Consider the following 26,886-nt stretch of genomic DNA (forward strand, 5'->3'; position numbering starts at 1 on the left):
CGACGTCGGTACCCCGGCCGCAACTTTCGTGAAGGTCATTCTGCTTCGGTCGAATCGTTCGAAACGGCATCCGCCGGTGGAACGAAGCTGACTTGCGCGAGGCGCCAGTTTCGTTCCGCCTTTCCCGGCCAATGGCCCTGGGCGTCAAAGGGTTCGTCGGGGGGAAGGCAGCCGTGAACTTCGGCGCGGATCAGCCGTCCGGTTTCGCGCAGCCGGATCGTGGCATCGGGATAGCGTTGCTTCAGCGCAGCTTCGAGAGCTTCGGCCTCTTCGGCGATTTCGGCGCTGGCCAGCGCGCGCGGCGTACCGTCGACGAGTTCGGCGGTGGACGAACGGATTGCCTTCAGCCCGTCGTGGAGAATGTCGAAGGAAATTGCGGCGGCGGCGAGCGAGTCAGCCCACCACCAGCCAAGCCCCAGGCCGATGATGCCCGCGATGCCCGCCGCGCCGGTCATCCAGTTCGCCTTGTTCATCAGCGCGTCGGTGTGGAGCAGCTTGTCGGCGAGTTCTTCGGCGAGCGGCAATTCCTTGCGTCCGATGATCATCGGCGGGATCATCGCATAGACCTGTGCGCCGATCATCAGCCAGCCGAGCCAGATGTCGCGTCCGAACAGATGCACCGATCCGACCGTCGCATGCTCGGCCTTGATCAGCGTCAGCGCCGAATCCCACAGCAGCAGCGCGCCGGTCGCGGCGAGCGCGACCGCGGCGAGGAAGAAGCCGAGGCCGTTGACCCGCTCAAAGCCGAAGGGAAATTTGCGCGACCGCGCGCCCTTGCGCTCCATTCGCGCCGCGATGAGAAACGCGATCGGCGGAACGAGGCCCAGCGTATCCTCGATCCACGCGGTTTTCATCGTCTGGCTCTGTCCTAGCACCAGCCCCATCACGACGATGATCGTCACAGTCCAGAAAATATTCCAACACTCCAACCGCTCGGCGCGCTTCAGCGTTTCGCGCAAGGCGGGGGGAAGGCTGTCGACGTGCGTCGCGGCCGGATCGCTCATGTCGCGTCGCTTTCGCGCACGATTTGCCGGGCCTTGGTTTCAACCAGGAATATCCAGCGATTTTCGCCGCTTCGCATAGCAACGCGCCATTCGATCCGGTTTTTCTCGTGCCCTTCGATGCGAATGGGTGGCGAAAGCGTACTCGTTGCGGCCCACGGTGTTTTCTTTGTGAATGGGGCGATGACGAGATCGATTTCGCCCTTGTCGAGTTTTTGGAGAAGCGGTTCGAGGGCACCTTCGCTAAGTTTTGCTTTCGCGCCCGTTGACCGTTCGATCCGTTCGATGAGCTGCGTCGCCTCGGGCGGCAGGTCCTGCTGTGCGCCGATGCGGAGGATACCGCGGGAGCGGATATCGTCGAGACTATGCTCCGGATCGCGCGGGAAGTAATCGCAACCGCCAAGGCCAAGGGCGATCAACGCGAGCAATATCATGCCTTTCGGGCGGGGCTTTGTGATCGGGACTTTTGCACCTTCGCGCGGTGCCGCTTTCACTCGGGCCAAGGCATGTTCCTCGCGAAGGCTGTTGCCGCGGTGAGCGGCATTCAGTTCAGGATACGCCCGGGAAGGGAAGAGGGTTCCGCGCCTCAGCGCCGCGCGAGTACGTCATAATGCCGCCCGATGCCGAAGCGGTCGAAGCGGGTGAAGCCGGTCGATCTCAGCCGTGCCTCGATCACGGCGGCGTCGGTCCAGCGGCTGTCGATTTCGTAGAAGATGGCGGAGATACGATCGCGATGCGTGGATGCTGCCAGCGCCTCGACGACGGTTTCCTCATGTCCCTCGACGTCTATCTTGACGATCAGTGGCAAAACGTCGGGAAGCAGCGTGTCGACACCCGAAATGCCGAGAATGCGAATATCCTCGGCCTCAGGCCGAGCCGTGTTGTTCGAATCGCGCAGGCTGGCGGTGCCGCTATGCGTGGCGTTGGTGGATATCGCGGCGATTCCCGAATGGAGCGAGACGGCGGCGTGGATCGGCCTGATCTTCGCTTCCGCTGTGTTGAGCGCGATATTGTCGCGCAGCAGGGCAAAGGTCGCGGCGACGGGTTCGAATGCGATCGCCGCCGCGCAGTGCGGGTTCTGCGCCGCGAGCAGGCTGTAGAGGCCCTGATTGGCGCCGATGTCCACGAAGGCGAAAGGCATGTCGTGCGCGGCAAGATAATCCGAAAGGACGCGGCCATAGGTCGCGTAGCGGCAATATTGAAAAGTGCGATCGCGCCAGTTGGCACGCATCCGGACGCCATAGCGCGACATCACGACGTCGTCGGGGCGAGGCAGGGGCAGCGCTGAAAGACCGCGCACGAACCATTTGTGCAGCGTCTTCTTCACACCATAGTCGAAGAAAGCGGCGAAGCGCGAGGGAGCTGGCTGGTTATATGGCATAGCGGTCACTGACGCGCCATATAGGCAAGGATGGCGTCGGCCGCGCGCTCGGACGAGGGGCGCTCCTGGAGATCGAAGCTGTAGCGAAACATATCCTCCTGCCGCTCGTGCATCGCGGTTGACAGCAGCGGGGTTTTGGCCAGGGCGGCCGCGAGTTCGTCGATCGTTTCGACGACGGTACCGGCGCGCCAATGCGCGAAATCAGGGTTGCCCTGCCAGTTGATGCGGCGCGGATTGAGGAAGATGCAGGGGCGGGGGCGGCGAATGAACTCGTAAACCTGACTGCTTGCATCACCGATGTAGATGTCCGCAGCATCGGTATAGGTCATGTCGAGGCTCGCGGGGCTGGCGGGGTCTATTATGATGTGGTCGTGCCCGTGATGCTCCGGACGCGGGCGGGGGTTCCAGCCGAGGGCGAAGGGAGAAAGCGAGGCGGTGAGCCGTTTTTTGAATAGCATGACGTGCGGCGCGAAGATGAGGTTGTAATCGCCGCTTTGCGCAAACCAGTCCAATATTTGCGGTCCCATGCCATACCATGACGACAAGGCGGGCGAGGGATGCGGGTTGTAGAGGACCGTCGGCCGGTCCTTGGGAAAGAGGCGCGGGCCGGCCGGTCGCGGCGGCAGGTCGAATTTCGGATAGCCGACGATCGCATGTCCGTCGTCCTTCAGCAGTTCGGCCTGCGCAAGGCGGTCGCGGATCTTTTCGCCCGACAGGAGGACAAGGTCGAACTTGCCGCTGGCCTTGTCGAACCCGATCGCGCGGTCGCCCGCGCCGTGCCGCGTATGGACCAGCTTGAGCGATTTCAGCCCGAAGAGCGATTTCAGCAGCAGCGAGGTTTTTTCGGGCACGACGAGCGCATCGAGATTGCGGAACCGGTCGAGGTTGCGGTGGAGGGTCGAGACGATGTCGGCGGGAAGCGCGCTTCCCGTCGCCTTGTTCGCGGCGCGCGCGAGGAGCGATGGCGGGCGCAGGCGGACGATTTCCGGCCTCGTTTTTCCATGCGCGGCCGCGAGCCGGCGTACCTCGGCCTCGCAACCTTCGGAGACGAAGATGCTGACCCGCGCCTGGTGGTCGCGCTGCTGCAGCTTGAGCGCCACCGGCAGCGCATGCGCGACCTGATGCCCGCCGTGATGGTTGAAGAGGAAACCGATGCGCATCACGGCCGCTTCCGCCAGTCGAGGATCGGCCAGCCGCGCGCGGCGGCGACGCTGCGCAGCTTGGGCGACGGGTTGACCGCGCAGGGTTCGTCGCACAGGTCGAAGACGGGGAGGTCGGAGACATGGTCCGACCAGAAACGGATATACGCCGCCTCGCGCGCGATGCCGGCCTGCGCCATGAAGGCTTCGAGCCGCTGGCGCTTGTCGGCGCCATAGCAATTGGCGCCGCCGATCGCGGGGACGAGGCATCCGTCCTGCCAGATCGATGCGGTCGCGATGACGTCGGCGATGCCGAGCCGGCGCGCGAGTGCGGCGGTGTAAAAATGCGGTGCGGCGGTGGCGAGAACGACGCGGCGCCCCGCCTGGCGTTCGGCCTCGATCAGCGCGAGCCCTTCGGCATAAAGGCCGCGTTCGGCGAGCCGGCGCGCGAAGCGGTCGGCGATCCGCGCCGCATCGCGTTCGGGCAGGGCGCCGCCAAGCGCGACGCGGTGCATCGCCTGCTTCATCGCACGGCGCGGGATCAGCCCGAGCACATAGAGGATCGCGACCGGCAGCAGCAACGGGACGAGCAGCAGGCGCCACGGGGCGCGGGTGCGCGCAGCGAAGAAGAGGAAGGGTGTGTAGGTGGGCAGGATCGACAGCGTGCGATCGAGATCGAAAACCGAAAGTTCGATCCGTCGCGTCTCGACCGCGCGCGCCGCGGCGCGTTTCGCTTGTATTTGTACCACGACCCACTCCTGTTCTGCAGGAGCGACAGTGGCAGCGGCACCTGCCGCGCCGATGGCGCAAAGATTTGATTTTCGACATGTTCGGTCCGCGCGCATCGAAGTGATGGCGGCAGCGGCGTTCAGCCGGTATCGGTGACGCAATGCATATATTGGTGATCGAGGACGATGCGCGCGTCGCGGAACATATCGGCAAGGGACTGAAGGCGGCCGGGCACCTGGTCGATGTCGAAGGCGACGGGCGCGCCGGATTGCTGCGCGCCGCGGCTGAGACCTATGACCTGATCGTCGTCGATCGCATGTTGCCCAACGTCGACGGGCTGACGATCGTGCAGACGATCCGCGCGACGGGCGACACGACACCGGTCCTGATCCTGAGCGCGCTGGCCGAAGTCGACGAACGCGTCGCGGGGCTGCGCGCCGGCGCCGACGATTATCTGACCAAGCCGTTCGCGATGTCCGAACTGCTGGCGCGGATCGACGTGCTGAGCCGCCGCGGCCCGGCGATCGTCACCGAAACCAGGCTGGCGATCGGCGACCTGGAAATCGACTTGCTCGGCCAAGCGGTGCGGCGCGGGGGCAAGCCGGTCGATCTGACCGCGCGCGAGTTTCGTATCCTGGCCTATCTGGCGCGCAACGAAGGGCGGGTGGTGACACGTTCGATGCTGCTCGAACATGTGTGGGATTATCATTTCGACCCGCAGACCAATATCATCGACCAGCACGTCAGCCGGCTGCGGCAAAAGGTCGATCGCGGATTCGAACGGCCGCTGATCCATACGGTGCGCGGTACCGGCTATATCATGCGGGCGGCACCATGAGCGCGCCGCGCCGCCGCGTGTGGCGCAGCCTGACGCTGCGGCTCGGCGTCATCTATGTCGCGCTGTTCCTGACGTCGACCGCCGCGATGTTCGGCGCGGCCTATTGGATCGGCGTTTACCAGCCGCTGCTCCACGAAACCGGATCGGTCCGGACCGAAGCCGGAAATCTCGCGGCGGTGGACCGCGCGGCGGGGCGTGATGCGCTGCTCCGCGCCCTGGAGGCGCGGCGTGCGTCGGGACCGCGGCGGGCCTTCGACGCGCTGATCGCGCCCGATGGCAAGGTGCTGATCGCCAATCTGCCGAGCTGGCCCGACGATCCGGTACCGGGCTGGGCGCTGCTCGAGGCCGATGCCTATAAGGGCGGGCAGGAACGCGATTACGAAGCGCTGGTCGTCGAGCAGCGGCTCGACGACGGGACGCGGCTGATCGTCGGGCGCGATGTCGAGGACATCGACGACCGCGATGAACTGTTCACCATCGGTTCGGCGTGGCTGATCGTCGTCGCGGCCTTCCTGGCGATTGCCGGCAGCTTCGCGATGAGCGCCGCGGTCGGGCAGCGGATCGATGCGGTGACACGCACTGCACGGCGGGTGATGGCGGGCAGCCTGACCGAGCGCATTCCGCTGCGCGGCACCGGCGACGATTTCGACGAGCTTGCCGACGCGCTGAACCTGATGCTGGCGCGGATCGAGGAATCGGTCGAATCGGTGCGGCGGGTTTCGGACAATGTCGCGCATGAACTGCGCACGCCATTGGCGCGGCTGCACGCCGACCTTGATGAATTGCGGACGGCTGAAAGCGAGGCGGAGCGCCAGCGGCTGGCCGAACAGGCGGTGAATGAGGCCGAACGGCTGCAATCGATCTTCGACGCGCTGCTGCGCATCGCGCGGATCGAAAGCGGGCGCCATCTGGCCGGGATGAAGCCGGTCGACCTGTCGACCCTGCTCGCCGATGCCATCGAATTCCATCTGCCCGAGGCCGAGGCGCGCGGGCAGCGGATCGAGAGCCGCGTCGCGCCGGGGCTGGTGATCGAGGGCGACCGGCACCTGATTTTCCAGGCGGTGTCGAACCTGCTCGACAATGCGGGCAAATATGGCGGCGAGGGCGGGACGATCGGGGTGACGGCGAGCGCGGCCGGGGCGGGCGCGCGGATCGAGATCAGCGATACCGGCCCGGGGATCGCGCCCGAATATCGCGAGCGTGTGAAAGAGCGTTTCTTTCGCGTTCCCGACACAGCGGGGCAGCCGGGGACGGGGCTGGGCCTCGCGCTCGTCGCCGCCATCGTCGCGTTTCATAAAGGGCGGATGGAGATTGGCGATGCGGGTCCGGGGGCGAAAGTGGTGCTGAGCTTTTGACGGCTTTGGGGTGGGAAGCAGGCATCGCTTTCTACAGCTTCGTCATCCCGGGCTTGACCCGGGATCCCGCTTTTTTGAGGGTAACGCAGGTTTCGACGTCCAGCGGGACCCCGGATCAAGTCCGGGGTGACGATGGACGGGACGGCAACTCCCGGCCGGTTGTTGCCCTTTTTCAGTCATCCCGGGCTTGACCCGGGATCCCGCTTTTCTGAGGGTAATGCAGGTTTCGACGTCCAGCGGGACCCCGGATCAAGTCCGGGGTGACGAAAAAGGGAATGTCCGCAACCGGCCGTCGGCCGACCTTCCTATTTCTTCTCGACCAGTTCCTTCAGCAGAAAGCCGTGCAGCATCGCGGCGCGGACCGCGTCTTCGGCATGGTCGGCGCCGACCGAATGGCCGCCCTCGGTATATTCGTGGTAATAGACGGGGTTGCCATATTCCTCGAGCTGCGCCGCGAATTTGCGCGCGTGGCCGGGGTGGACGCGGTCGTCCTTGGTCGACAGGTAGAGGAAGATCGGCGGGTATTTCACGCCCTTGCGGATATTCTGATAGGGCGAATATTTCGAGATATAGTCCCAGTCGGCGGCATCGTCTGGATCGCCATATTCGTCCATCCATGATGCCCCGGCGAGCAGCTTGTTGAAGCGCCGCATGTCCTTGAGCGGCGAGCCCGAGATAACCGCGCCGTAGAGGTCGGGGCGCTGCTCCATCGCGGCGCCGACGAGGACGCCGCCGTTCGAACGGCCCGAGATCGCGATCTTGCCCTTGGCGCTCACCCCCGTCGTGACGAGATCCTCGGCGACGGCGTGCAGATCGTCGAAGCTGTTCTGGCGTTTTTCATAGAGCGCGGCCTGGTGCCACAGCGGACCATATTCGCCGCCGCCGCGGATATTCGCGAGGACATAGGCATTGCCGTCCTCGACCCAGAACAGCCCGAGCGGGCCGGCGCGATAGGGCTGGCCGGTGAGGTAGCCGGGGGTCTGTGCCGCCTTGAAGCCGCCATAGGCGTGGATGAGCGCCGGGACGGGCGAGGCTTCGCTGCCTTGCTTGCGGACGAGGAAATAGGGGATTTTGGTGCCGTCCTTCGACGTCGCGAAGCGTTTTTCGACGTGCATGTCCTGGGCGTCGAAAACCGCCGGCAGGCTCTGGATCGCCTGCGCCGGCCCGGTTTCGCCGAGGGCATAGAGCGTCGGCGGCCGGAGCATCGTTTCGGCAGTCGCGAGCACGAGATTGCGGCGGCCGACCGTGCCCGCGATGTGGACTGTCGCCTTGTCGGCGAGCGGCACTTCCTTCTGGCTCCAGCGGCCATGGGGCTGGTCGCGGCGCAGCGCGAACAGCTTGCCCTCGACATCGTCGAGCGCCTTGACCCACAGCACATCGTCGCCCGCCGCGACCTCCTCGATCGCCTGCGCGGCGGTCGGCTGCATCACGAGGACGAAGGGCACCTGATCGCCGCGCGACATTTCGTCGAGCGGCAGCGCGAGCAGCGAGCCCGCCGGATAATCAAATTCCTTGTCGTTGAGGAAGATGATCGCCTGTCCGTCGATCACCGCGCGAAGTTCGGCGGTTTCGGGGATGATCGTGTCGGTATATTCGCCGCCTTCATAAGGTTTGGGAATGTAATAATCGGTGGTGTAGAAGCTTTTGGCGCGGCTGATGACCGGCCAGCGCTTGTCCCCGTCCATTTCGGCGCTGACGGTCATGCCGACGTCGGCGGCCTCACCCTCGACGAGCGTCTGCGCCGACGACAGCGGGGTGCCGCGTTTCCAGCGCTTGACGATGCGCGGATAGCCCGAGGTGGTCATGCTGTCCTTGCCGAAATCGGTCGCGACGAGCAGATTGTCGGCGTCTTCCCAGGTCACGCTGCTCTTCGCGAGCGGCAGCGCAAAGCCGTCCTTGACGAATTTTCCTGTCGTACGGTCCCATTCGCGCACGATGTCGGCGTCGGTGCCGCCGGGGCTCAGGGAGATGAGGCAGCGTTTGTAATCGGGGGCGAGGCAGTCGGCGCCGTGCCAGACCCAACTCTGTTTCTCGGCCTTGCCGAGCGCGTCGACGTCGATGAGCGTCGTCCACACCGGTTTGCCGGCGAGCCAGGCGTCGAGCGGGCTTTGCCGCCACAGCCCGCGCGGATTGGCGGCGTCGCGCCAGATATTGGTGACCGTCTCGCCCATCACCTCGTCGGGCATCGCGATCTGCCGGTCGTCGTCGAGGATGGCGCGGGCGCGTTTGCGATCGGCTTCGAAACCCGGGCGCGGCAGGATCAGCTTGCCGGTCGCGGCATTTTGACGGCGCACCCAGTCGAGCGATTTCCGGCCGTCGATATCCTCGAGCCAGCGATAGGGATCGGCGGGTTCGGGCGCCGCGACCTTCGGCTTTTCTTCCCCGTCGTCCTGCGCGGCGGCGGCGCCCGCAAGCGAACAGCAAAGGGCGAGCGCGGCGAAGGTGGCGCGGATCATCATCATCTCCCTGTTGCCGGCGTGCGCCGGCCTCTCCAGACCTGCTAGCATCGCGGCACGGGGCAAGGGAAGGGCCGCTGTGCGGCGGCTTACTGGTCGATGATGATCGTGCCGGGGTGGTGTTTGTCGAGGTGGCGCTTGATGATCTTGAGATTGCGGGTGTTCGAGCGGAAGAGGAAGTCGAACGCGTCGCCGACCAGCGGGATCGCGCCAAGTGCGGTGTCGACGCCAAGATTGCCCATCATGCGCAGGATTTTCCACTTCGGCATGCCGAGGTTGCGCGCTTCCCAGATCAGGTAGGCGCCCATTATCGCGGTGATCACATCGCCGACGACGGGGACCAGGCCGACGATCGCGTCGAGCCCGACGGGGCGGTTGATCCCGGGGATGACGAAGCTGCGTTCGAGCAGGATTTCCAGCGTTTCCACACGCTTGCGCAGCGCTGCCGGGTCGTTGCGGTTCTGGATCAGCGCATCGAAGATCGCGTCGGGATTGGGGGTCGAAGGGGCCATCAGGGTCCTTTCCGGAAGCGCTCGAAATTGCAGCGCCGCCCGTTTAGTTGGGCGCTGCGATCAGATGATTCAATGGGTGTTGTGCCCGGCCGTTGGCGCGCAGGCCGGTCAGCCGCTGCGACGCGACCGACCAGCGGAGCGGGGTCGCGAGCGGGATGAAGGGGGTGTAGCGCGCCATGACCGCCTCGGCCTCGCCGACCTGCTGGGCGCGCTGGCCGATGTCGATATTGGCGGTGGCCTGGTCGATCAGCTGCTGCGCCTCGCGGTTGCACAGCGTGTCGCGGCGGCACGACAGGCGGCGCAGCGCCCATAGCGCGTCGTCGTTGGGCATCACCTCGTCGATCAGCCGGAGGTCGGCGTCGGCGGCGAGGCCGACGCGGCGGCTCTCGATCCCGAGCCGCGCGAAGTCGGCGGCGACATAGGCGAAGAGGATGCGCCCGCCGGGCGAGTCGGGCAGCGCGATGCGCAGCGGTGCGATCTCGCGCCCCGCGCCGCGCCAGGCGTCGACGGCGCGCTTCGCCTGTGCGAGGCGCGAGGCGTCGTCATATTCGGACCAAGCGGGCAGCAGCGGCGCCGGGCCGCCGTCGCGCGCATAGAGCGCGGGGCGCAGCGTGAGTTGCGGCTGCCATTCGGCGAGGCCGAACGCGTCGATCAGCCGGTCGCGCCGGATCACCCGCGACAGCGCGTCGCGGTTGGCGTCGGTGGCGAGGAAGCCTTCGGCCTTCACGAAGCTGAGCCCGAACAGCCCCGGGGCGGGATCGACGACGAGGCGCGAGCGCCCGACGTTCGAGGAAATGAAATAGGGCAAAGTCGAAAAACGGCCGCCGATGACGCCGTCGGCATAGCCGTTCTTGAACCGCGCCAGCGCGCGCGAGGGCGAGGTGCCGATCAGTTCGATCGACGCCGCGGGATCGTTGGCGGCGGCCTCGGCCGCTTCGGGATCTTCGGCGAGCGGATCGGGGACGGGGGAGAGGCGGATCGCGCGGCCCAGCTTGTGCGCGCGCATCGGGCCCCAGCCCATGCCCTTGTTGACGATCGCCATCGACGGCTGGGCGAGCAGTTCGAGCATCGCCGGCTGGGGGACCGCGAGGCGGATTTCGATGACGGTATCGGTCATCGCCTTGATCGTCTCGATCTCGGGAAAATCATCCTTGAGCATGTGGCGGCTGCGCGGCGCGAGATAGGAGCGGAGGATCGTCGCGACATCCTCGGCGGTCACCTTGCGGCCGTCGGCCCATTTCGCCTCGCGCAGGCGGAAGATATAGCTGCGGCCGTCGCCGGTCACCGTCCAGCGATCGGCGAGCCCGGTATCGATCTGCCCTTCGCCGTCATAGCTGATCAGCCCCTGCGATGTCGTGTCGAGCAGTGCGGCGTTGGCGGCGGACAGTTCGCCGTTGACGGGGTTCGCGGCGGCATTGAGCGGCCCGATCGCGGCGATCTTTACCGGGCCGCGGTCACCGAACAGGCCGCAGCTGGCGAGGACAAGCGCGAGCAGCGCGGCCGGGGCGGCGTGCCATCCTTTGCTCTTTGCCTGCATTCTGTACCCTGTTCTTCGTCGCCGCGCGATGTTGCCGATCATAGCCGTCCGCCGCGAAAGCGGAATAGCCGTCGTCATGAATTAACCCGCAGGTCGGGGCGGCGGGCGGGTGATCCGCGCATCGCCATAGGCTTTGCCCGCCGCGCCGTCGCGTGCGAAATCGACCAGCAGCCGGAAATAGCCGGGGGTGAAGCGCGTCGACACGCGCGTGCCGTCGGCGGCGGTCTCGAACTCGGTCATGCCATGTTCGGCCTTGGGGAAGACGGCGAGAGTGATCGGCTTGCCTGCATCGATCAGCGCGGTAATCCGCCGCACCGTTTCGCCGGCCGGCGCATCGATATCCTGCCCGCCGAGCGCCCAGAGCTGCGGCACTTTCACCGCGCGGAGCGTCGGCATCGGATCATAGTGGAGCGGGGTGCCGAAGCGATAGGCCTGGCCCTTGGTGCGGATGTCGTCGGCGGTCATGCCGAGGATGATGTGGGTGAAATTGCCATAGACGTCCTTATACCAAGGCTCGCCGCGATAGCGGGCGCGCACCGCGTCGAGTTCCTCGATCCCGTCGGTCATCCCGCTTGCGAAGACGCGCGTCGCCGCGGCGCCGATGTCCTGCGCCCTGGCGATCACGTCGGGGCCATAGCCCTTCAGCCCCATCTGGAACGCGATGGCTTCGCGGTCCTCGTCGGCGACCGATACGGCAAGCCCGAAGCTGACGATCAGGAAGTCGACATCGGTGCGCGTTGCCGCGAGCGGCGCGATCCAGCCGCCCTGGCTGGGTCCCTGAAAGCCGAAGCGGACGCCACGCGGCCCCGCCATCCGGCGCGCCTCGGCGAGCGCCGCGACCGCATCGTCGGCGAGCAATGTAAAGACCTGCGTATATTTGTCGCCCGACGCGCCCGTCCCGCGCTTGTCATAGACGAAGGCGCCGACACCCGCGGCGGGAAGCAGGTGCTGCAAGGAATTGGAATCCAGGGCAGAGCTGAATTCGGCGCCATGGAGCAGGACGACAATCGGGACAGGGCCGTCGCCCGGCGGCATGACGAGGCGGCCGACGAGGCGGGTATCGTGGCTGGTGAAGCTGGTGTCCTGCGTGGCGAAGGCGATCCGCCGCGCGCGACGTTCGCCGAACTCTGCGGTGCCCGCGGCGCAATCGAAACGCACCTGCAAGCCGTCGGAGCGGCCGGTCCAGCCCGCGGTGCTGGTCCAATGATCGCCGTCGCGCCTGAGTTCGCCCGTGCTGCCATCGAGACTGCGCCAGCGGAGCGCCCCCGCGTCGGCGGCGGCGACATCGATTACCCCGTCGTCGGGCAGGCGATACGTGCCGATCGCACAGTCGGGGCCGGCGGCGGCCGCCGGCATCGCCGCTGCGATCGCGATCAACGCCGACAGCAGGCGCGGCGGGAGAAGAGGGCGCCGGTTGCGGCGGGTTCGATCGATGGCTGGCATGATATCCGGTGGCTGAGCGAGGCAGAGGCCAAGGTCCTAACCCTAAGGCAAAGAAGATGTGATTCTGCATCGTAGCGGCAAAACTGCTACCGCCAAGGGCGATAGGTGGATGACGGCGTCATCAGGCTCCAAGCCCCGGAAAAGGAAAGACTATGCTGCAATCCTCTCGATCGGTGGCGATGGACGTCGATCTTTCCGCGCTTCGCCACAATCTGGCCGTGGTCCGTGCGCTGGCAGGCGGGCGCGAGGTGATCGCCTCGATCAAGGCGAATGCCTATGGCTTCGGCGCGGTCGGGATCAGCCGCGCGCTCGTCGATGCCGGTGTCCGCAAGCTATGGACGGGCAATGTCGACGAAGCGATCGCGCTGCGCGACGCGGGAATCGATGCCGAGATCCTGCTGTTCGGCGGCATCGAACCGCAGCAGGTCGAAGCGGTGCTGCGCCATGATTTCCAGCCGACGATCTTCGACGACGCGGGGGCGGAGATGCTGGCGAAGGCGGCCGCGGCCGCCGGGCGGCGTGCTCCGGTCTGGATCAAGCTCGATGCGGGACTGGGGCGCTTCGGCGTCGCGCTGGAACAGGCGTCGGCGTTTGTCGAACGGGTGGCGGCGCGGGGCGAACTCGACCTGCGCGGCGTCTATTCGCATCTTCCCTTCGGTTCGAAAGATGGCGCGGACTGGGCGCGCGAACGCTGCCAGTTGTTCAACGCCGTGATCGACGCGCTTCGCGGGCGCGGGGTCGCCATTCCGGTGACGCAGATATGGGGCAGCTCGGGTGTGCTCGCCGACCTTCCCGACGCGTGCGAAGCGGTGTGTGTCGGGCATGCGCTGTTCGGGATCAGCCCGCTGGAGCAGGATGTCGGATCGCATCCCGCGCTTCGCCCGCTGATCCGGTCGGTATCCGCGCCCGTGCTGCAAGTCGGCGGGGCGGGGGTCGAGGGCGGCGGCTATGGCGCGCGTGGCAACAGCCTGGCCGCGACGCTCGGCATCGGGCTGGCCGACGGCCTGGCGAAGGCGAAGCATGGCGAAGCGCAGGTGATCGTCGGCGAGCGGCGCGTGCCGATCCGCGGCTTCACGCTCGAATATCTGATGATCGACGTCAGCGATGGCGCAGCGCCCGCGACGTTCGACCGCGCGCTGATCATCGGCGAAGCCGGCGATGTCCGCATCACGGTCGACGATTGGGCCGCATGGACCGGTGTTTCGCCGCTCGAGGTGATGATGTCGCTGTCGGACCGGATGCCGGTTCGCTATGTCGACGCGCCGACCGGCTAGGATTCGGGCCTATCGATCTCCCGCCGTCATTGCCGCGAAGGCGGGGGCACCACGGGAGAGCATCGGCTAGGGCGTCTGGCCGATCGCCGACCGGCCACTTTTGATCGCAGATTGAGAGAGAAGCGGATACCGGCCGCCGATCGGCCCGTCAGGCGCCCCACACTTGCTCGTAGACCCGCATCCAGTTGCCCCCCAGCACCTTGCGGATTTCGTCGTCGGTCCAGCCGCGTTGCATCAGTCCCTGGGTCACGTTCGGCAGCTCGGTGATTTTCTCATAGCCCTTGACCATGAACATTTCGGCCGGGGGCACGGCGCTATAGGCGTCGGGCGGCCAGAGCAGCGGGTTGGTCCGGGTCAAATCCGCCCGGCCATACATGAAATCGCATCCCAGGCCGATGTGATCGACGCCGACCAGGCGCTTCAGATAATCATATTGATCGAGATGCTTTTCCAGGCCGACCTGGGGTGTGAGCCGGATTTTCTCGTCCTTTCGGCTCCGCGCGTGGAAATCATTGACGGCGGTGACGCCGACGACGCCGCCGCTGGCGGCGATCTGTTCGATCATCTTGTCGGGCATGTTGCGCGGGTTGTCGGCAATCGCCCGCAAGTTGGTGTGCGAACAGATGACCGGGACCCCTTTCGACATGGCGATCGCGTCATAGGATGTTTGATCCCCGGTATGCCCGCCGACGTCGAGCACGATCCGCTGCTTGTGAATCTGTTCCACCAGCCGGCGGCCGGCACGGCTGAGCCCGAGCGTCGGATCGAGCGATCCGCCGCCGAACACGGTGGTGTTGTTGTAGATCAGGCCGCAGATCCGGAGGCCCAGTTCCCAAAAGGTCCGCAAATTCTCGATCGGGGGAAGACCCCACTCATCGGTTTCGTTGGTCAAGTAGGTGGCCGATTGCCAGCCGACGAGGTAACCGATCTTGCCGTCCTGATGCGCCTGCCGGATGTCGCGCACGCTCTTTACCAGCACCAGGCGCTTCGCATGTTTGTCGAAGAAGTTCAGCATCGCGGTCGCGTTGCTGAAGCTGGACATGCCATGGCCTTGCCAGATATCGACCCCGGCCGATTCCAGCATGTCCAGATACTCGTCGGTCATCGCGGACCCGTCGAGCTGATCGACCAGCAGCGTCGAATCCTGGAGCTGCCTGGCTTCTTTCAAGGTGGCGGAGCGACCCGGCGGCTGATTGGCGAAGGCGGTCGAAACCGACAATGTCGTCGCAAGGCCCAGGGAAGAAAAGAGCGCCTCTCTCCGGTTCATGCCTGATTCTCCTGTGAGTGGGTGGTGGTGGCCGCGCCAGCGAGCAGCGGGCCAGCAAGCAGCGGGCCAGCGAGCATCGGGCCGACGACAAAGGCTGAAGTGAGGATCGGGCGCATCGGGAACTCCTGAAGATCGCGATGAGCCTGTATCATTTGAATATAGCGTCTGGACAAGCGGCAGAAATTTCCGGTCTCAGCTTTAGAAAGGCTATTGATGCCGCCGGTTTCCGGGAAAGCGGGAAGGGCGATGCAGGAAGGTGGCAATCGGGCTTCGACGGTCTCGACCCCGGGGCGCGGCAGTGCCTTGTCACAGGGGATGGTGCGGACGGCGGGACTTGAACCCGCATATCCAGAGGATGGCAGATTTTAAGTCTGCTGCGTCTACCGATTTCGCCACGTCCGCTTGGCTTGCCGGTCAAGCCGATGGTCCCGGCGACGTCAAGTGATGTTTGCCGCTTCACCCCGGCGGGCGGCTCGGCTAGATGACGGTGATGACTCCAGTCCTCGAGATTTCCGGCCTCGGAAAAACCTATAAAAGCGGGCACGTAGCGTTGAGCGCCGTCGACCTGACGATCAACAAGGGCGAGATTTTCGCGCTGCTCGGGCCGAACGGTGCCGGCAAGACGACGCTGATCAGCATCGTGTGCGGCATCGTCACCGCCAGCAGCGGGACGGTGACCGTCGCCGGGCACGACCATGGCCGCGACTATCGCGCGGCGCGGACGATGATCGGGCTGGTGCCGCAGGAACTGCACACCGACGCGTTCGAAACGGTGATGGCGACGGTGAGCTTTTCGCGCGGGCTGTTCGGCAAGCCGCGCGATCCGGCATTCATCGAGCAATTGCTGCGCGATCTGTCCTTATGGGACAAGCGCGGCAGCAAGATCATGGAATTGTCGGGGGGCATGAAGCGCCGCGTGATGATCGCCAAGGCACTGTCCCACGAACCCGAGATATTGTTCCTCGACGAGCCGACCGCCGGGGTCGACGTCGAACTGCGCCGCGATATGTGGAACATGGTGCGGTCCTTACGCGAACGCGGCGTGACGATCATCCTGACCACCCATTATATCGAGGAGGCCGAGGAAATGGCCGACCGCGTCGGGGTGATCAGCAAGGGGCGGCTGATCCTGGTCGAGGAGAAAAATGCGCTGATCAAGAAGATGGGCCGCAAGACGCTGACGCTCAACCTCGCCGAACCGCTGGGTGCGGTGCCGGAAGAGCTTGCCCAGTGGAAGGTCGAACTGGCGGCCGAAGGGCATGAACTTGTCTATGAATTCGACAGCCAGGCCGAGGCGACCGGCGTTCCGTCGCTGCTGCGGCGGATGAGCGACCTGGGTATCCAGTTCAAGGACCTGAACACCAAACAGAGCTCGCTCGAGGATATTTTCGTCGGGCTGGTTCATGAAAGCGGCGCGGCGCAGGAGCAGGCGGCATGATCTCGAATATCCGCGGCATCCGCGCCATCTACCTGTTCGAAATGGCGCGCTTCGGGCGCACCTTCTGGACCAGCCTGATGCTGCCCGTGATCACCACCGCGCTCTATTTCGTCGTTTTCGGATCGGCGATCGGCAGCCGGATGAACGAGGTCAGCAACGTCCCTTATGGCGCGTTCATCGTGCCGGGGCTGATGATGCTGACGATGTTCACCGAAAGCATCAGCAATTCATCCTTCGGCATCTATATGCCCAAATGGACCGGCACGATTTACGAGATGCTGTCGGCGCCGATGTCGCCGCTTGAGCTGCTGATCGCCTATGTCGGCGCGGCGGCGACCAAATCGGTGATCATCGGGTCGATCATTTTCGCCACCGCGCATCTGTTCGTCGACGTTCAGGTCGCGCATCCGCTGCTGATGGCGGCGTTCATGGTGCTGATGGCGGTGACCTTCTGCCTGTTCGGCTTCATCATCGGCATCTGGGCGCAGAGCTTCGAGCAGCTTCAGGTCATCCCGATGCTCGTCATCTATCCGCTGACCTTCCTCGGTGGTGCCTTCTACTCGCTCGATATGCTGCCGGCGGCATGGCGGACGGTCACCTTGTTCAATCCGGTCGTTTATCTGATCAGCGGATTCCGCTGGACCTTCTTCGGGCAAGGCGACGTCGGCATCGGCGTCAGCATGAGCGCGGTCGCGCTGTTCCTGGCGCTGTGCCTTGGCGTGATCTTCTGGATGTTCCGGACGGGATACCGGCTGAAGAATTGATGATGGCACAGGCTGTCGTCCCGGCGAAGGCCGGGATGACGGTGTGCGTTCAGTCGTTCAGCCGCTCGCGCATTTCCTTGCCGGGTTTGAAATAGGGCACCGCCTTGGCCTTCACCGCCACCGGCGTGCCGGTGCGCGGGTTGCGGCCGGTGCGCGATTCGCGGCTGCGGGTCGAAAAGGCACCGAAGCCCCGCAGTTCGACCCGGCCGCCCGAGGCGAGCTGATCCACAATGGAATCAAAAAAGGCGTCGACGATGCGTTCGACCTCTTCAAGGCGTAAGTCGCTGTTTTCACTCGCGATCTTTTGAACCAGTTCCGACCGGATCATGAGCTTCCCCTATTATCACGCACCCCGCGGATGCAGGTTATGACCGGTCGCTGCCGGCTTGTTGCGTGAGACCCCTCCCAACGCGGAGCGGAGACTATCATGATTTGATGATCGGTCAAAATATATCGCGGCAGCAAAAAGGCCCGCAGAGGGACACTCTGCGGGCCTTTTGTGTCGCCTGACGGCGGAAGAAGGAATCAATCCTTCTTGCCGGCCTTCAGCGCCTCGCCGAGGATGTCGCCGAGCGACGCACCCGAGTCCGACGAGCCGTACTGCGCGACGGCCTGCTTCTCTTCGGCGATCTGCATCGCCTTGACCGAGAAGTTCGGCTTTTTCGAGCGGTCGAAGCCGATGACCATCGCGTCGAACTTCTGGCCGACCTGGTAACGTTCGGCGCGCTGTTCGTCGCGGTCGCGGCCAAGGTCGGCGCGCTTGATGAAGCCGGTCGCGCCATCGTCGCCGGCCTGGACTTCGAGGCCGTTGTCGCGGACTTCGAGGACGGTGACGGTGATGACGTCGTTCTTCTTCACCGAACCGGCAGCAGCGGCGCCGCCGCCAACCGCCGGGGCGCCCTTTTCAAGCTGCTTGATGCCGAGGCTGATGCGTTCCTTCTCGACATCGACGTCGAGAATGACGACCTGCACGGCCTCGCCCTTGCGGTGGAGGTGCAGCGCTTCTTCGCCCGAGATGCCCCACGCGATGTCCGACATGTGGACCATGCCGTCGACGTCGCCCGGCAGGCCGACGAACAGACCGAATTCGGTCGCATTCTTGACTTCGCCTTCGACGACGCTGCCAACCGGATGTTCGTCGGCGAATGCGCCCCAGGGGTTCGACTGGGCCTGCTTGAGGCCGAGCGAGATGCGGCGCTTGTCGCTGTCGACTTCGAGGACGATGACGTCGACTTCCTGGCTCGTCGAAACGATCTTGCCGGGGTGGACGTTCTTCTTGACCCACGACATTTCGCTGACGTGGACCAGGCCTTCGATGCCGGCTTCGAGTTCGACGAACGCACCGTAATCGGTGATGTTCGTGACCGTACCCGACAGCTTCGCACCGACGGGGTACTTGGCGGCGACGCCTTCCCACGGATCGCTTTCGAGCTGCTTCATGCCGAGGCTGATGCGCTGCGTGTCGCGGTTGATGCGGATGATCTGGACGCGGACATTGTCACCGATGTTGATGACTTCGCTCGGGTGGTTGACGCGCTTGTAGCTCATGTCGGTGACATGGAGCAGGCCGTCGATGCCGCCGAGGTCGACGAACGCACCATAGTCGGTGATGTTCTTGACCGCGCCTTCGATGATCTGGCCTTCTTCAAGGTTCTGGATCAGGCCCGAGCGCTGTTCGGCGCGCGTTTCTTCGAGGATGGCGCGGCGCGACACGACGATGTTGCCGCGGCGGCGATCCATCTTGAGGATCTGGAAGGGCTGCGGCAGGTCCATGAGCGGGCCGACGTCGCGTACGGGGCGGATATCGACTTGGCTGCCGGGAAGGAACGCCACGGCGCCGCCGAGGTCGACGGTGAAGCCGCCCTTGACGCGGCCGAAGATGACGCCTTCGACGCGCGCTTCCTTGTTGAATTCTTCTTCCAGACGGTCCCAGGCGGCTTCGCGGCGCGCACGGTCGCGCGACAGCATGGTTTCGCCATTGGCGTTTTCGACGCGGTCGACATAGACTTCGACTTCGTCACCGACATTGATGTCGGCCTTCTGGCCCGGCATCGCGAATTCGCGCAGCGGCACGCGGCCTTCGCTCTTCAGGCCGATGTCGATCACTGCCAGGTCGTTTTCGATCGCGGTCACGGTGCCCTTGACGACGCGGCCTTCAAAGCCGCCGTCGGCACCACCAAGCGATTCGTCGAGCATCGCGGCGAAATCGTCGCGCGTCGGGAAAGCCGTAGTGGCCATAGATGATATTCCTTACTTCATTTGTTCCGGCCAAGCGGTTGGTTCCGCTGGTCTTGTGGCCGATCCGTCCTGCCCGCCGGATGCGATGCAGAACATCCGCGAAGCGGGCGCGGGGAAAGGCATGGGCAAAGCAAAAGGGGCGCGATGGGTGAACCCCATCACGCCCGACGCTCATGTCGAGCGGCGGCCTGTCCGTGCCTCAACCAGCGCAATCGCCTGTTGGACGGCGTCGCCTATAGTCAAATTGCCCGTATCGAGCAAGTCCGCATCGGGGGCCCGCAGGAGCGGCGCGTCGGCGCGGCCGGTGTCGCGCGCATCGCGCGCGTGGATATCGGCAAGCACGGCATCGTAAGTCACGGTGACCCCGCGCGCCTGCATCTCGGTAAAGCGCCGGCGCGCGCGCACGTCGGCGGCGGCGGTGACGAACAGCTTGGCGTCGGCATGCGGGGCGATCACGGTGCCGATGTCGCGTCCGTCGAGCACCGCGCCGCCGGGCTGGTTCGCGAAATCGAGCTGCCGCTGAAACAGCGCCGCACGCACCGCGGGGTGCACCGACACGCGGCTCGCGAGCCCGCCGGTCGTTTCATAGCGGAGCGCCGGATCGCCCAGCAGGCTGTCGGGAAAATCGCACGCGGCCAGCGCGTCATCGGCCTTGTCGGCGTCGCCATGATCGAGCTGCGTCTGATAGCCGACGGCGCGATAAAGCAGCCCGGTGTCGAGCACGGGCAGGCCGAAATGATCGGCAAGCGCTTTTGCGATCGTGCCTTTTCCCGACGCGGTCGGGCCGTCGACGGCGATGATCATCAGTTCATCTGGAACGCGTCGATGCGCGCGCTCGTCAGCCGGTTGTCGGGGCCGAACAGCAATTTGAACCAGCCGCCATTGGCGAACGATCCTTCGCACGACGCAATGCCGTTGCCCTGGCCTGCCTTGTCCGCTTCGAGGCAGTCGATCGTGATTTCGGGCAGGAAGGCGCGCACTTTCGCCAGCACATCGCCGCGCGTCCGCGCCGTACCGATATTCAGCGCGCTGATATTGCGGGTGCCGAGCGCTGCGACGTCGACCGTCTTGATCGCCAGCGTCTCGCCCGCGAAGATATGATGGACGCCGGCATCATCTTCCCATTCGCACGCGATGCCATCATCGTCGCAGACATCGCCGTTGGTCAGCCGGCCGACGAGCTGCGGCGTGCTCGGCAGGTTGAGCGGGTAGCGCGAGAAGCTTTCGTCAGCGCGGTCGAACGGATCGGCGACGCTTTCGCCGGCATGCGCAACGCCGCCCGACAGGGCGAGGATGAGCGCGGTCATCGCGGCGGCGGTTTTCAGTTTCATCGTGTCAAATCCTCATAATTACCTGAAATCGAGGCGCTATCCTGTCACGATCGCGCGGTGGCGTCGATGACGGCGATCACAGTTTTCCCTGCAACTGATCGAGCAAAGCCTCGAAATTGGGAAAGCTGGTCGCGACCGGCGCCACATCGTCGATCGTGATCGGGGCATGGCTGACGAGGCCCGCGATCGCGAAGCTCATGCAGATGCGGTGGTCCAGATGGCCGGCCACCCCGGCGCCTCCGGGCAGCGGGTCGCCGCCTGTGCCGTCGATGACCAGCCCGTCCTCGCGCTCCTCGACGCGCGCGCCGATCGCTTTCAGGCCGTCGGCCATCACGGTCAGGCGGTCGCTTTCCTTGACGCGCAATTCGTCGAGGCCAGTCGTCGTCGTGCGCCCTTCGGCCAGCGCCGCGGCCACGAAGAGGATCGGGAATTCGTCGATCATGCTCGGCGCGACGGCGGGATCGACCGCGATGCCCTTCAGCGCGCTGTGGCGGACATGCAGGTCGGCGACGGGCTCGCCGCCGACGTCGCGGGCATTCAGGAGGATGATATCGCCGCCCATCTGGCGGAGGACCTCGACCAGCCCGGCGCGCGTCGGGTTGAGCCCGACATTGGCGATGATGACGTCGGATCCGGGCACGATCAGCGCCGCGACGATGAAGAAGGCGGCCGACGATGGGTCGCCGGGGACGGTGATCGTCTGCGGTTTCAGCTCGGCCTCGCCGCGGATGCGGATATGGCGGGTGCCGTCGGGGGCGGTTTCGACGTCGAGGTCGGCGCCGAAGCCCTTCAGCATGCGCTCGCTATGATCGCGGGTCGGTACGGGTTCGATCACTTCGGTGATGCCCGGGGTATTGAGCCCGGCCAGCAGAACCGCGCTCTTCACCTGCGCCGAGGCCATCGGCAGGCGATAGGCGAGGGGAATGGCGGGGGTGAGCCCGCGCACCATCAGCGGCAGCCGGCCCCCCGGCGAGGCGCTGATGTCGGCGCCCATCTGCGACAGCGGATCGATGACACGTCCCATCGGGCGGCCCGAAAGGCTCGCGTCGCCGATGAAGGTGACGGTGATCGGATGGCTGGCGACGAGGCCCATCAGCAGGCGCGTCGAGGTGCCGCTATTGCCCATGTCGAGCGCCTCGCGCGGCTGGAGCAGCCCGCCGACCCCGACGCCATGGATGCGCCATTCGCCGTCTTCGCGCCGTTCGATCGTCGCCCCCATCGCTCGCATCGCGGCGGCAGTGGCAAGAACGTCGTGCCCCTCGAGCAGCCCGGTGACGCGGCTTTCGCCGACCGCCAGCGCCGACAGCATCAGCGAACGGTGCGAAATGCTCTTGTCGCCCGGAATCGCGATCCTACCTCTGAGCGGAACGGAAGCGGAAAAGGCGCGCGGCGTGGAGGTGTGATCGGTCATGGCGTGCGGCTTTTGACAGCGGCCTTGCAATCTGGCAAGGCGCACGCCGATTTGACGGTTAGCTGTTCAGCTGACGTCGCTCTTCCGATATTTCTATCCCGTTTCCAGAAGGTTATGAGGCATTTATGGTGAAGGCTGAATGGGGCACCAAGCGTAGCTGCCCGAAATGCGCCACGCGATTCTATGATTTGACCAAGGATGATCCCATCAGCTGCATCAATTGCGGCTATGCCTGGATCCCGGAATCGGTGCTGAAATCGAAACAGCCGATGCCGTTCGAGCAGATCGAGAAGCCCGGCAAGGTCGACAAGGAAGAAGGTGCCGACGAGGATCTGGACCTGGACGTCGATGTCGACGAGGACAGCGATTCGCCCGACAATGATGTCGATCTGGGCGGGGACGACGATCTGGGCGTGGCCACCGGCGACGACGACGACGTCGAAACCTGATTTTTTCCTGCAAGGGGCCAAAAAGGCATCGCGAGATGCATTTGGCCCCTTGCATCACTCGGCGGCGCTGCTAAAGGCGGCGTCCCGGTCGCAGCAGCCAAGAAGATTGGCGAGGGCGGCACAGTGAAATGTTACGGGGCCTTAGCTCAGCTGGGAGAGCGCCTGCATGGCATGCAGGAGGTCAGCGGTTCGATCCCGCTAGGCTCCACCATTTCCCCAAGCGACGCGAGAGCGCGCTTTCCAACTTATCCGAAACCGGCGTTGGCCCGCGAAGCGGGACGTTCCGATTGGCGATTATATCGCTTGTAAAGCCGACGGAGGAATGTCCGCCTTGGGGTGGGGAGCGGACGTTTGTTTAATCAAGCCCCTCCCCTAAAGGGGAGGGGCTAAAGACTGTGCGTCCGCTAACCGCCATTAGCAGCCTATCCGCCCGCGCCGAGGTCCAGCGCCGCCCCGATGGTGTCCCAGACCTGCGCGAGGTCGTCCGGCATGGTGCAATAGGGGGGCATCACATAGACGCTGTTGCCGAGCGGCCGGAGCAGGACGCCGCGGTCGCGGGCGAAGGCGGTCAGGCGCGGGGCGAGGTTCGAGAGGTAGCCGTCGTCGGGGACGGCGATGTCGAGCGCTGCGATGGTGCCGAGGCGGCGGGGGTTCTGGACGCGCGGGTCGTGAGCCAGGATCGCGAGATGCGCGCCCTGCGCGTCGGCGAGCGCGTCGATGCGCTGCTGCACGGGCTCGTCGCGCCAGATGGCGAGATTGGCGTTCGCCGCGGCGCAGGCGATGGGGTTCGCGGTATAGCTCGACGAATGATAAAAGGCCTTGCCGCGGTCGGCGGAGAAATGCGCCGCGAAAATGGGTTCGATGCAAAGCGTGACGGCGAGCGGGATGGCGCCGCCGGTCAGGCCCTTCGACAGGCAGACGATGTCGGGGATCACCCCCGCCTGGTCGCAGGCGAAGCGGGTGCCGGTGCGGCCCCAGCCGGTCATCACCTCGTCGGCGATGAAGAGGACGCCGTGGCGCGCGCAGATCGCGCGCATTTCGGCGAGCACCCAGGCAGGGTAGATCAGCATGCCGCCGGCGCCGAGGATCAGCGGTTCGACGATGAAGGCGGCGGGCGCGTTGCCGGTTTCTGGGGTGGCGCAGGCGGCTTCGAGCGCGTCGAGCGCCGTCTGTTCCTGCCCTGCGTACGGGAAGGGGATGGTGTCGACGTCGAACAGCAAAGGCTGCCAAGCGCGGTTGTAGACGCCGCGTTCGCCGACCGACATCGTGCCGATGGTGTCGCCATGATAGCTATGATCGAGGACGAGGATGCGGCTGCGCGGTTCGCCGATGTTGAACCAATAGCCGAGCGCCATCTTCAGCGCCACCTCGACGCTGGTCGAGCCCGAGTCCGAGAAGAAGACGCGGGTCAGCGGATCGGGGGTGATGCGGACCAGTTCGGCGGCGAGCGTCTCGGCGGGTTCGTGCGTCCAGCCAGCGAAGATAAGCTGGTCGAGCTTTTCGGACTGGGCGCGGATCGCGGCCATGATGCGCGGATGGCCATGGCCATGGGTGGTGACCCACCAACTGGATATGGCGTCGATCCAGTAGCGGCCGTCTGCGTCATAGAGGCGCGCGCCTTCGCCGCGGGCGATCGGCTGGACCGGGTCGCCGAGACCGTGCTGGGTGAAGGGGTGCCAGACGGGGGATGGGTTCGAATTCATCATATCGCCCTACTCTCCTTCGTCATTCCCGCGAAGGCGGGAATCCCGCTTTGGCTTGTTTGCGCCGCCAGCGGGACCCCCGCCTTCGCGGGGGTGACGGATTTTAATCGAAGTCGGCGAGATCGAAGTTAGCGGCGAAAGCTGCGGCCAGATTTCCCGGCGTCAGCGGGTCGATGATGGGCAGGCGGCCGAGGCGGCGGACACCCGCGATTTCGGGAATGATGGTTTCGCTGTCCTCCATCGCGTCGCCGAGGAAGACGAGCCCGTGGATCGGGACGCCGCGCGATTGCAGCGCTTCGATCGTCAGCAGGCTGTGGTTGATCGTACCGAGGCTGGTGCGCGCGCAGACGATCACCGGGATCTGCCAGCGCGCGAAAAGGTCGGCGTAGAGAAGCTGGCGGGTGACCGGGACGAGCGCGCCGCCCGCGCCTTCGATGAGGAGATCGCCTTCCGGCGGGGTCAGTGCGTCGAGGTCGATCGCGACCCCGTCGATTGCGGCGGCAAGATGCGGCGAGGCCGGGGTAACGAGCCGATAGGCCTCGGCATGGATCGGCACCTTGGCGAGGCGGGCGACGGCTTCGCTGTCGGTTTCCTCCTCGAGCCCCGACTGGATCGGTTTCCAGTAGGGGATTTGAAGCGCGCCGGCGAGCGCGGCGGAGAAGATGGTCTTGCCGATCCCGGTGTCGGTGCCGGTGACGACGAAACGGCGCGTCATGCGGCGGCCATGGCGGCGGCGAGCGTGTCGGCCATCGCGTCGATGTCGCGTTCGCCCACATTGAGCGTGATCGCGATGCGCAGACGCGCGGTGCCCTGCGCGACCGTCGGCGGGCGGATGCCGCGCACGTCGAAGCCCGCATCCTGTAGCGCGCCGGCGATGCGCATCGTGCGCGCATTGTCGCCGATCACGACGGGCAGGATCTGGGTGCCGCTGGCGGGCAGGCCGAGCGCGGCGAGGCGCGTTTCGGCGTAACGGACGAGCGATTGCAGGTGCGCCTGGCGTTCGGGCTGGGTCGCGACGATTTCGAGCGCCTGGCGGACGAGCCACGCCATCAGCGGCGACGGCGCGGTCGAGAAGATGAACGGGCGGCCGCGGTTGACGATGAAATCGCGGGCGATCTGGGGGCCGCAGAGCAGCGCGCCCTCGGCGCCGAGCGCCTTGCCGCAGGTGTGGAGGGTGATGAGGTTGTCGCGGCGGGCGAGGCCGTGCGCGAGCCCGGCGCCCGCGGTGCCATAGACGCCGGTGGCGTGCGCTTCGTCGACGACGAGTATGGCGTCGTGGCGGTCGGCGACGGCGGCGAGGTCGGCGAGCGGGGCGCGGTCACCGTCCATGCTGTAGAGGCTTTCGACCGCGATCCACGGCGTGCCGGTGCCGCCCGCTGTGCGCCATGCCGCGATTGTATCGTCAAAGCTTTGCGGGTCGTTGTGCGCCGCCGCGGCGCGCTCGGCGCGGCCGAGCTTCATGCCGTCGTGCGCGCTGGCGTGGATCAGGCGATCATAGACGATCAGGTCGCCGCGTTGCGGCAGCGTCGCGAAGAGCGCGGCGTTGGCGGCGAAACCGGTGGAGAAGAACAGCGCCGCTTCGTGCCCGTAATGGCGCGCGGCATGGGTTTCGACCGCTTCATGCTCTTCGTGATTGCCGCGCAGCAGGCGCGAGCCGCCCGACCCGGCGGGAAGCCCGCGCGCGATCCCGGCGGCGAGCGCTTCGCGAAGAACATCCGATCCGGCGAGGCCGAGATAGTCGTTCGAGGCGAAATCGACCCCGGCGCGCGGAATGAGCGCGCGCCGGCGATTGTCGGCGGCAAGCGCGTCGAGGTCGGCGCGGTGGGTGGCGAAAGGGCGGGGATGAGACGGCATCGGCGCTTCCTAGGCTGAATATCGGTAATGACAAGCCTGTCCGGGCGCGTTCAGCGGCGGCGCTGAGCGAAGCGTTCCTCGGCGGTCAGTTGGCGCGGTGTGGCGATCGGTAGCAGCGTCGCGGGGTCGAAAAGGTCACAGCGCCGCCGGTCTCCTGACACGATGTCTTTGATCATGCGCGGGAAAAATCGGCGCATCAACGCGGCCATGCTCATCGCGGGCAGCTGGGCGGTGTCGCCGATGCCGTCCGGCGTGAAAAGATGGCCGAGCGGCGGACCGACGAGCCGGTCGCGCGCCACGGGATCGCAGGCGGCGAGCTGGGTCGTGATATAGGGAATCTTGCCGTTCGCGTAGCTGTTGAACAGCGGCAGGCCGCAGCAGGCGGCATACCAGCGCAAGGTCGGCTTGCCGGTCAGATGCAGACAGGCGAGCCGGTCGCGGCCTGAGGCGATCCGCACGCGGGCGCAGCGCGATTGATACAGGGCCGTGCCGCCGTGCGCGTCGAGCACGCGTGTCGCATGGCCGAGGTGGCGGGCGAGAAACTGGCAATCGGTGCAATGGCATATGACATGGTCGCCCTGATCCGGGCCGACGCGGAGCAATGTCCCGGAAACGGCCCCGCATTTACAGGCAAAGGCGAGGCCGGAGTTGGCGAAAGAGGTTGCCATGCTGCCCCCTTTAGCCGTCATTGCGAGCGAAGCGAAGCAATCCAGTGCGGTGTATTCCGCCCTGGTTTGCTTCGTCGCTACGCTCCTCGCAATGACGA

The 26,886-nt window shown here is 65.6% G+C and carries 26 protein-coding genes and 2 tRNA genes; 7 read left to right on the forward strand and 21 right to left on the reverse strand.

Features of this window, described 5'->3' with window-relative positions:
• Positions 1-35 precede the first annotated feature (35 nt).
• From FHR22_RS05045 to FHR22_RS05065, 5 genes are all read right to left on the reverse strand, one after another.
• The gene (locus FHR22_RS05045; RefSeq protein WP_166939568.1) at positions 36-1,004 is read right to left on the reverse strand and encodes a cation efflux transmembrane domain-containing protein; all 969 of its coding nucleotides are present in this window, start codon (positions 1,002-1,004) and stop codon (positions 36-38) included.
• On the reverse strand, positions 1,001-1,504 hold the full coding sequence (locus FHR22_RS05050) for a type 2 periplasmic-binding domain-containing protein (RefSeq protein ID WP_166939571.1): 504 nt from the start codon (positions 1,502-1,504) through the stop codon (positions 1,001-1,003). Before FHR22_RS05050 ends, FHR22_RS05045 begins: the two co-directional genes overlap by 4 nt.
• Before the next feature lie 83 nt (positions 1,505-1,587).
• Positions 1,588-2,382: an FkbM family methyltransferase gene (locus FHR22_RS05055; protein WP_243853585.1), complete on the reverse strand. Its 795-nt coding sequence runs from the start codon at positions 2,380-2,382 to the stop codon at positions 1,588-1,590.
• Between the two features lie 5 nt (positions 2,383-2,387).
• Entirely contained in the window at positions 2,388-3,542 is a 1,155-nt protein-coding gene (locus FHR22_RS05060) for a hypothetical protein (protein ID WP_166939575.1), read from the reverse strand.
• Entirely contained in the window at positions 3,542-4,270 is a 729-nt protein-coding gene (locus tag FHR22_RS05065) for an HAD-IB family hydrolase (protein ID WP_166939577.1), read from the reverse strand. The genes FHR22_RS05060 and FHR22_RS05065 overlap by 1 nt, the downstream gene beginning before the upstream one ends.
• Before the next feature lie 140 nt (positions 4,271-4,410).
• Between FHR22_RS05065 and FHR22_RS05070 the strand changes: the two genes are divergently transcribed.
• Positions 4,411-5,088: a response regulator transcription factor gene (locus FHR22_RS05070; protein WP_166939579.1), complete on the forward strand. Its 678-nt coding sequence runs from the start codon at positions 4,411-4,413 to the stop codon at positions 5,086-5,088.
• Positions 5,085-6,443, forward strand: a complete 1,359-nt coding sequence (locus FHR22_RS05075; protein WP_166939581.1) for a HAMP domain-containing sensor histidine kinase — start codon at positions 5,085-5,087, stop codon at positions 6,441-6,443. The genes FHR22_RS05070 and FHR22_RS05075 overlap by 4 nt, the downstream gene beginning before the upstream one ends.
• A 305-nt stretch (positions 6,444-6,748) precedes the next feature.
• On the opposite strand, the gene FHR22_RS05080 is transcribed toward FHR22_RS05075, so the two are convergent.
• The 4 genes from FHR22_RS05080 to FHR22_RS05095 all read right to left on the reverse strand — a co-directional run bounded on the left by FHR22_RS05080 (position 6,749) and on the right by FHR22_RS05095 (position 12,391).
• Entirely contained in the window at positions 6,749-8,899 is a 2,151-nt protein-coding gene (locus FHR22_RS05080; protein WP_166939583.1) for a prolyl oligopeptidase family serine peptidase, read from the reverse strand.
• Positions 8,900-8,988: 89 nt separating this feature from the next.
• Positions 8,989-9,411: a DUF4112 domain-containing protein gene (locus tag FHR22_RS05085; protein WP_166939586.1), complete on the reverse strand. Its 423-nt coding sequence runs from the start codon at positions 9,409-9,411 to the stop codon at positions 8,989-8,991.
• 43 nt (positions 9,412-9,454) lie between these two features.
• The gene (locus FHR22_RS05090; RefSeq protein ID WP_166939588.1) at positions 9,455-10,948 is read right to left on the reverse strand and encodes an ABC transporter substrate-binding protein; all 1,494 of its coding nucleotides are present in this window, start codon (positions 10,946-10,948) and stop codon (positions 9,455-9,457) included.
• Between the two features lie 81 nt (positions 10,949-11,029).
• Entirely contained in the window at positions 11,030-12,391 is a 1,362-nt protein-coding gene (locus FHR22_RS05095) for an alpha/beta hydrolase family protein (protein WP_208417488.1), read from the reverse strand.
• 152 nt (positions 12,392-12,543) lie between these two features.
• On the opposite strand from FHR22_RS05095, the gene alr reads away from it, so the two are divergent.
• Positions 12,544-13,665, forward strand: coding sequence for an alanine racemase (alr, locus tag FHR22_RS05100; RefSeq protein WP_166939591.1), 1,122 nt, complete (start codon positions 12,544-12,546; stop codon positions 13,663-13,665).
• Positions 13,666-13,813: 148 nt separating this feature from the next.
• Here the strand turns inward: alr and FHR22_RS05105 are convergent, their stop codons facing one another.
• From FHR22_RS05105 to FHR22_RS05115, 3 genes are all read right to left on the reverse strand, one after another.
• Positions 13,814-14,932: a dipeptidase gene (locus FHR22_RS05105; protein ID WP_166939593.1), complete on the reverse strand. Its 1,119-nt coding sequence runs from the start codon at positions 14,930-14,932 to the stop codon at positions 13,814-13,816.
• Positions 14,929-15,195: a hypothetical protein gene (locus FHR22_RS05110; RefSeq protein WP_166939595.1), complete on the reverse strand. Its 267-nt coding sequence runs from the start codon at positions 15,193-15,195 to the stop codon at positions 14,929-14,931. Before FHR22_RS05110 ends, FHR22_RS05105 begins: the two co-directional genes overlap by 4 nt.
• Before the next feature lie 53 nt (positions 15,196-15,248).
• A tRNA-Leu gene (locus FHR22_RS05115) sits at positions 15,249-15,334 on the reverse strand.
• 88 nt (positions 15,335-15,422) lie between these two features.
• Between FHR22_RS05115 and FHR22_RS05120 the strand changes: the two genes are divergently transcribed.
• Positions 15,423-16,370, forward strand: coding sequence for an ABC transporter ATP-binding protein (locus FHR22_RS05120; RefSeq protein WP_166939597.1), 948 nt, complete (start codon positions 15,423-15,425; stop codon positions 16,368-16,370).
• Entirely contained in the window at positions 16,367-17,134 is a 768-nt protein-coding gene (locus FHR22_RS05125) for an ABC transporter permease (RefSeq protein ID WP_166939600.1), read from the forward strand. Before FHR22_RS05120 ends, FHR22_RS05125 begins: the two co-directional genes overlap by 4 nt.
• A gap of 49 nt (positions 17,135-17,183) precedes the next feature.
• On the opposite strand, the gene FHR22_RS05130 is transcribed toward FHR22_RS05125, so the two are convergent.
• From FHR22_RS05130 to aroA, 5 genes are all read right to left on the reverse strand, one after another.
• On the reverse strand, positions 17,184-17,462 hold the full coding sequence (locus FHR22_RS05130) for an integration host factor subunit beta (RefSeq protein WP_166939602.1): 279 nt from the start codon (positions 17,460-17,462) through the stop codon (positions 17,184-17,186).
• A gap of 197 nt (positions 17,463-17,659) precedes the next feature.
• Complete coding sequence (gene rpsA / locus FHR22_RS05135; RefSeq protein ID WP_166939604.1) at positions 17,660-19,372, reverse strand: 30S ribosomal protein S1; 1,713 nt, start codon at positions 19,370-19,372, stop codon at positions 17,660-17,662.
• A gap of 171 nt (positions 19,373-19,543) precedes the next feature.
• Entirely contained in the window at positions 19,544-20,176 is a 633-nt protein-coding gene (locus FHR22_RS05140; RefSeq protein WP_166939607.1) for a (d)CMP kinase, read from the reverse strand.
• Positions 20,176-20,703, reverse strand: coding sequence for a hypothetical protein (locus FHR22_RS05145; protein WP_166939609.1), 528 nt, complete (start codon positions 20,701-20,703; stop codon positions 20,176-20,178). Before FHR22_RS05145 ends, FHR22_RS05140 begins: the two co-directional genes overlap by 1 nt.
• Positions 20,704-20,779: 76 nt before the next feature.
• Positions 20,780-22,114: a 3-phosphoshikimate 1-carboxyvinyltransferase gene (aroA, locus tag FHR22_RS05150; RefSeq protein ID WP_166939611.1), complete on the reverse strand. Its 1,335-nt coding sequence runs from the start codon at positions 22,112-22,114 to the stop codon at positions 20,780-20,782.
• Positions 22,115-22,239: 125 nt separating this feature from the next.
• Between aroA and FHR22_RS05155 the strand changes: the two genes are divergently transcribed.
• Both FHR22_RS05155 and FHR22_RS05160 read left to right on the forward strand, forming a co-directional pair.
• Positions 22,240-22,563: a TIGR02300 family protein gene (locus tag FHR22_RS05155; RefSeq protein ID WP_166939613.1), complete on the forward strand. Its 324-nt coding sequence runs from the start codon at positions 22,240-22,242 to the stop codon at positions 22,561-22,563.
• Between the two features lie 135 nt (positions 22,564-22,698).
• A tRNA-Ala gene (locus FHR22_RS05160) sits at positions 22,699-22,774 on the forward strand.
• A gap of 211 nt (positions 22,775-22,985) precedes the next feature.
• Here the strand turns inward: FHR22_RS05160 and FHR22_RS05165 are convergent.
• The 4 genes from FHR22_RS05165 to FHR22_RS05180 form a co-directional block, all read right to left on the reverse strand.
• On the reverse strand, positions 22,986-24,266 hold the full coding sequence (locus FHR22_RS05165) for an adenosylmethionine--8-amino-7-oxononanoate transaminase (RefSeq protein ID WP_166940783.1): 1,281 nt from the start codon (positions 24,264-24,266) through the stop codon (positions 22,986-22,988).
• 103 nt (positions 24,267-24,369) lie between these two features.
• Positions 24,370-24,981 carry a dethiobiotin synthase gene (gene bioD, locus FHR22_RS05170; protein ID WP_166939615.1) on the reverse strand — a complete coding sequence of 204 codons (612 nt, stop codon included), beginning with the start codon at positions 24,979-24,981 and terminating at the stop codon, positions 24,370-24,372.
• Entirely contained in the window at positions 24,978-26,120 is a 1,143-nt protein-coding gene (locus tag FHR22_RS05175) for an 8-amino-7-oxononanoate synthase (RefSeq protein WP_166939618.1), read from the reverse strand. The genes bioD and FHR22_RS05175 overlap by 4 nt, the downstream gene beginning before the upstream one ends.
• 50 nt (positions 26,121-26,170) lie before the next feature.
• On the reverse strand, positions 26,171-26,788 hold the full coding sequence (locus FHR22_RS05180) for a DUF6151 family protein (RefSeq protein WP_166939620.1): 618 nt from the start codon (positions 26,786-26,788) through the stop codon (positions 26,171-26,173).
• Between the last annotated feature and the right edge of the window lie 98 nt (positions 26,789-26,886).

The organism is Sphingopyxis panaciterrae (genome assembly GCF_011762125.1).
Classification (GTDB): Bacteria; Pseudomonadota; Alphaproteobacteria; order Sphingomonadales; family Sphingomonadaceae; genus Sphingopyxis; species Sphingopyxis panaciterrae.

Excerpts from the sequence above, each read along its gene's own strand:
- FHR22_RS05045 (WP_166939568.1), bottom strand. The coding sequence starts at position 1,004 with ATGAGCGATCCGGCCGCGACGCACGTCGACAGCCTTCCCCCCGCCTTG.
- FHR22_RS05055 (WP_243853585.1), bottom strand. The coding sequence starts at position 2,382 with ATGCCATATAACCAGCCAGCTCCCTCGCGCTTCGCCGCTTTCTTCGAC.
- FHR22_RS05060 (WP_166939575.1), bottom strand. The coding sequence starts at position 3,542 with ATGCGCATCGGTTTCCTCTTCAACCATCACGGCGGGCATCAGGTCGCG.
- FHR22_RS05070 (WP_166939579.1), top strand. The coding sequence starts at position 4,411 with ATGCATATATTGGTGATCGAGGACGATGCGCGCGTCGCGGAACATATC.
- FHR22_RS05075 (WP_166939581.1), top strand. The coding sequence starts at position 5,085 with ATGAGCGCGCCGCGCCGCCGCGTGTGGCGCAGCCTGACGCTGCGGCTC.
- FHR22_RS05080 (WP_166939583.1), bottom strand. The coding sequence starts at position 8,899 with ATGATCCGCGCCACCTTCGCCGCGCTCGCCCTTTGCTGTTCGCTTGCG.
- FHR22_RS05085 (WP_166939586.1), bottom strand. The coding sequence starts at position 9,411 with ATGGCCCCTTCGACCCCCAATCCCGACGCGATCTTCGATGCGCTGATC.
- FHR22_RS05090 (WP_166939588.1), bottom strand. The coding sequence starts at position 10,948 with ATGCAGGCAAAGAGCAAAGGATGGCACGCCGCCCCGGCCGCGCTGCTC.
- FHR22_RS05095 (WP_208417488.1), bottom strand. The coding sequence starts at position 12,391 with ATGCCAGCCATCGATCGAACCCGCCGCAACCGGCGCCCTCTTCTCCCG.
- alr (WP_166939591.1), top strand. The coding sequence starts at position 12,544 with ATGCTGCAATCCTCTCGATCGGTGGCGATGGACGTCGATCTTTCCGCG.
- FHR22_RS05105 (WP_166939593.1), bottom strand. The coding sequence starts at position 14,932 with ATGAACCGGAGAGAGGCGCTCTTTTCTTCCCTGGGCCTTGCGACGACA.
- FHR22_RS05120 (WP_166939597.1), top strand. The coding sequence starts at position 15,423 with ATGACTCCAGTCCTCGAGATTTCCGGCCTCGGAAAAACCTATAAAAGC.
- FHR22_RS05125 (WP_166939600.1), top strand. The coding sequence starts at position 16,367 with ATGATCTCGAATATCCGCGGCATCCGCGCCATCTACCTGTTCGAAATG.
- FHR22_RS05130 (WP_166939602.1), bottom strand. The coding sequence starts at position 17,462 with ATGATCCGGTCGGAACTGGTTCAAAAGATCGCGAGTGAAAACAGCGAC.
- rpsA (WP_166939604.1), bottom strand. The coding sequence starts at position 19,372 with ATGGCCACTACGGCTTTCCCGACGCGCGACGATTTCGCCGCGATGCTC.
- FHR22_RS05140 (WP_166939607.1), bottom strand. The coding sequence starts at position 20,176 with ATGATCATCGCCGTCGACGGCCCGACCGCGTCGGGAAAAGGCACGATC.
- FHR22_RS05145 (WP_166939609.1), bottom strand. The coding sequence starts at position 20,703 with ATGAAACTGAAAACCGCCGCCGCGATGACCGCGCTCATCCTCGCCCTG.
- aroA (WP_166939611.1), bottom strand. The coding sequence starts at position 22,114 with ATGACCGATCACACCTCCACGCCGCGCGCCTTTTCCGCTTCCGTTCCG.
- FHR22_RS05155 (WP_166939613.1), top strand. The coding sequence starts at position 22,240 with ATGGTGAAGGCTGAATGGGGCACCAAGCGTAGCTGCCCGAAATGCGCC.
- FHR22_RS05165 (WP_166940783.1), bottom strand. The coding sequence starts at position 24,266 with ATGAATTCGAACCCATCCCCCGTCTGGCACCCCTTCACCCAGCACGGT.
- bioD (WP_166939615.1), bottom strand. The coding sequence starts at position 24,981 with ATGACGCGCCGTTTCGTCGTCACCGGCACCGACACCGGGATCGGCAAG.
- FHR22_RS05175 (WP_166939618.1), bottom strand. The coding sequence starts at position 26,120 with ATGCCGTCTCATCCCCGCCCTTTCGCCACCCACCGCGCCGACCTCGAC.
- FHR22_RS05180 (WP_166939620.1), bottom strand. The coding sequence starts at position 26,788 with ATGGCAACCTCTTTCGCCAACTCCGGCCTCGCCTTTGCCTGTAAATGC.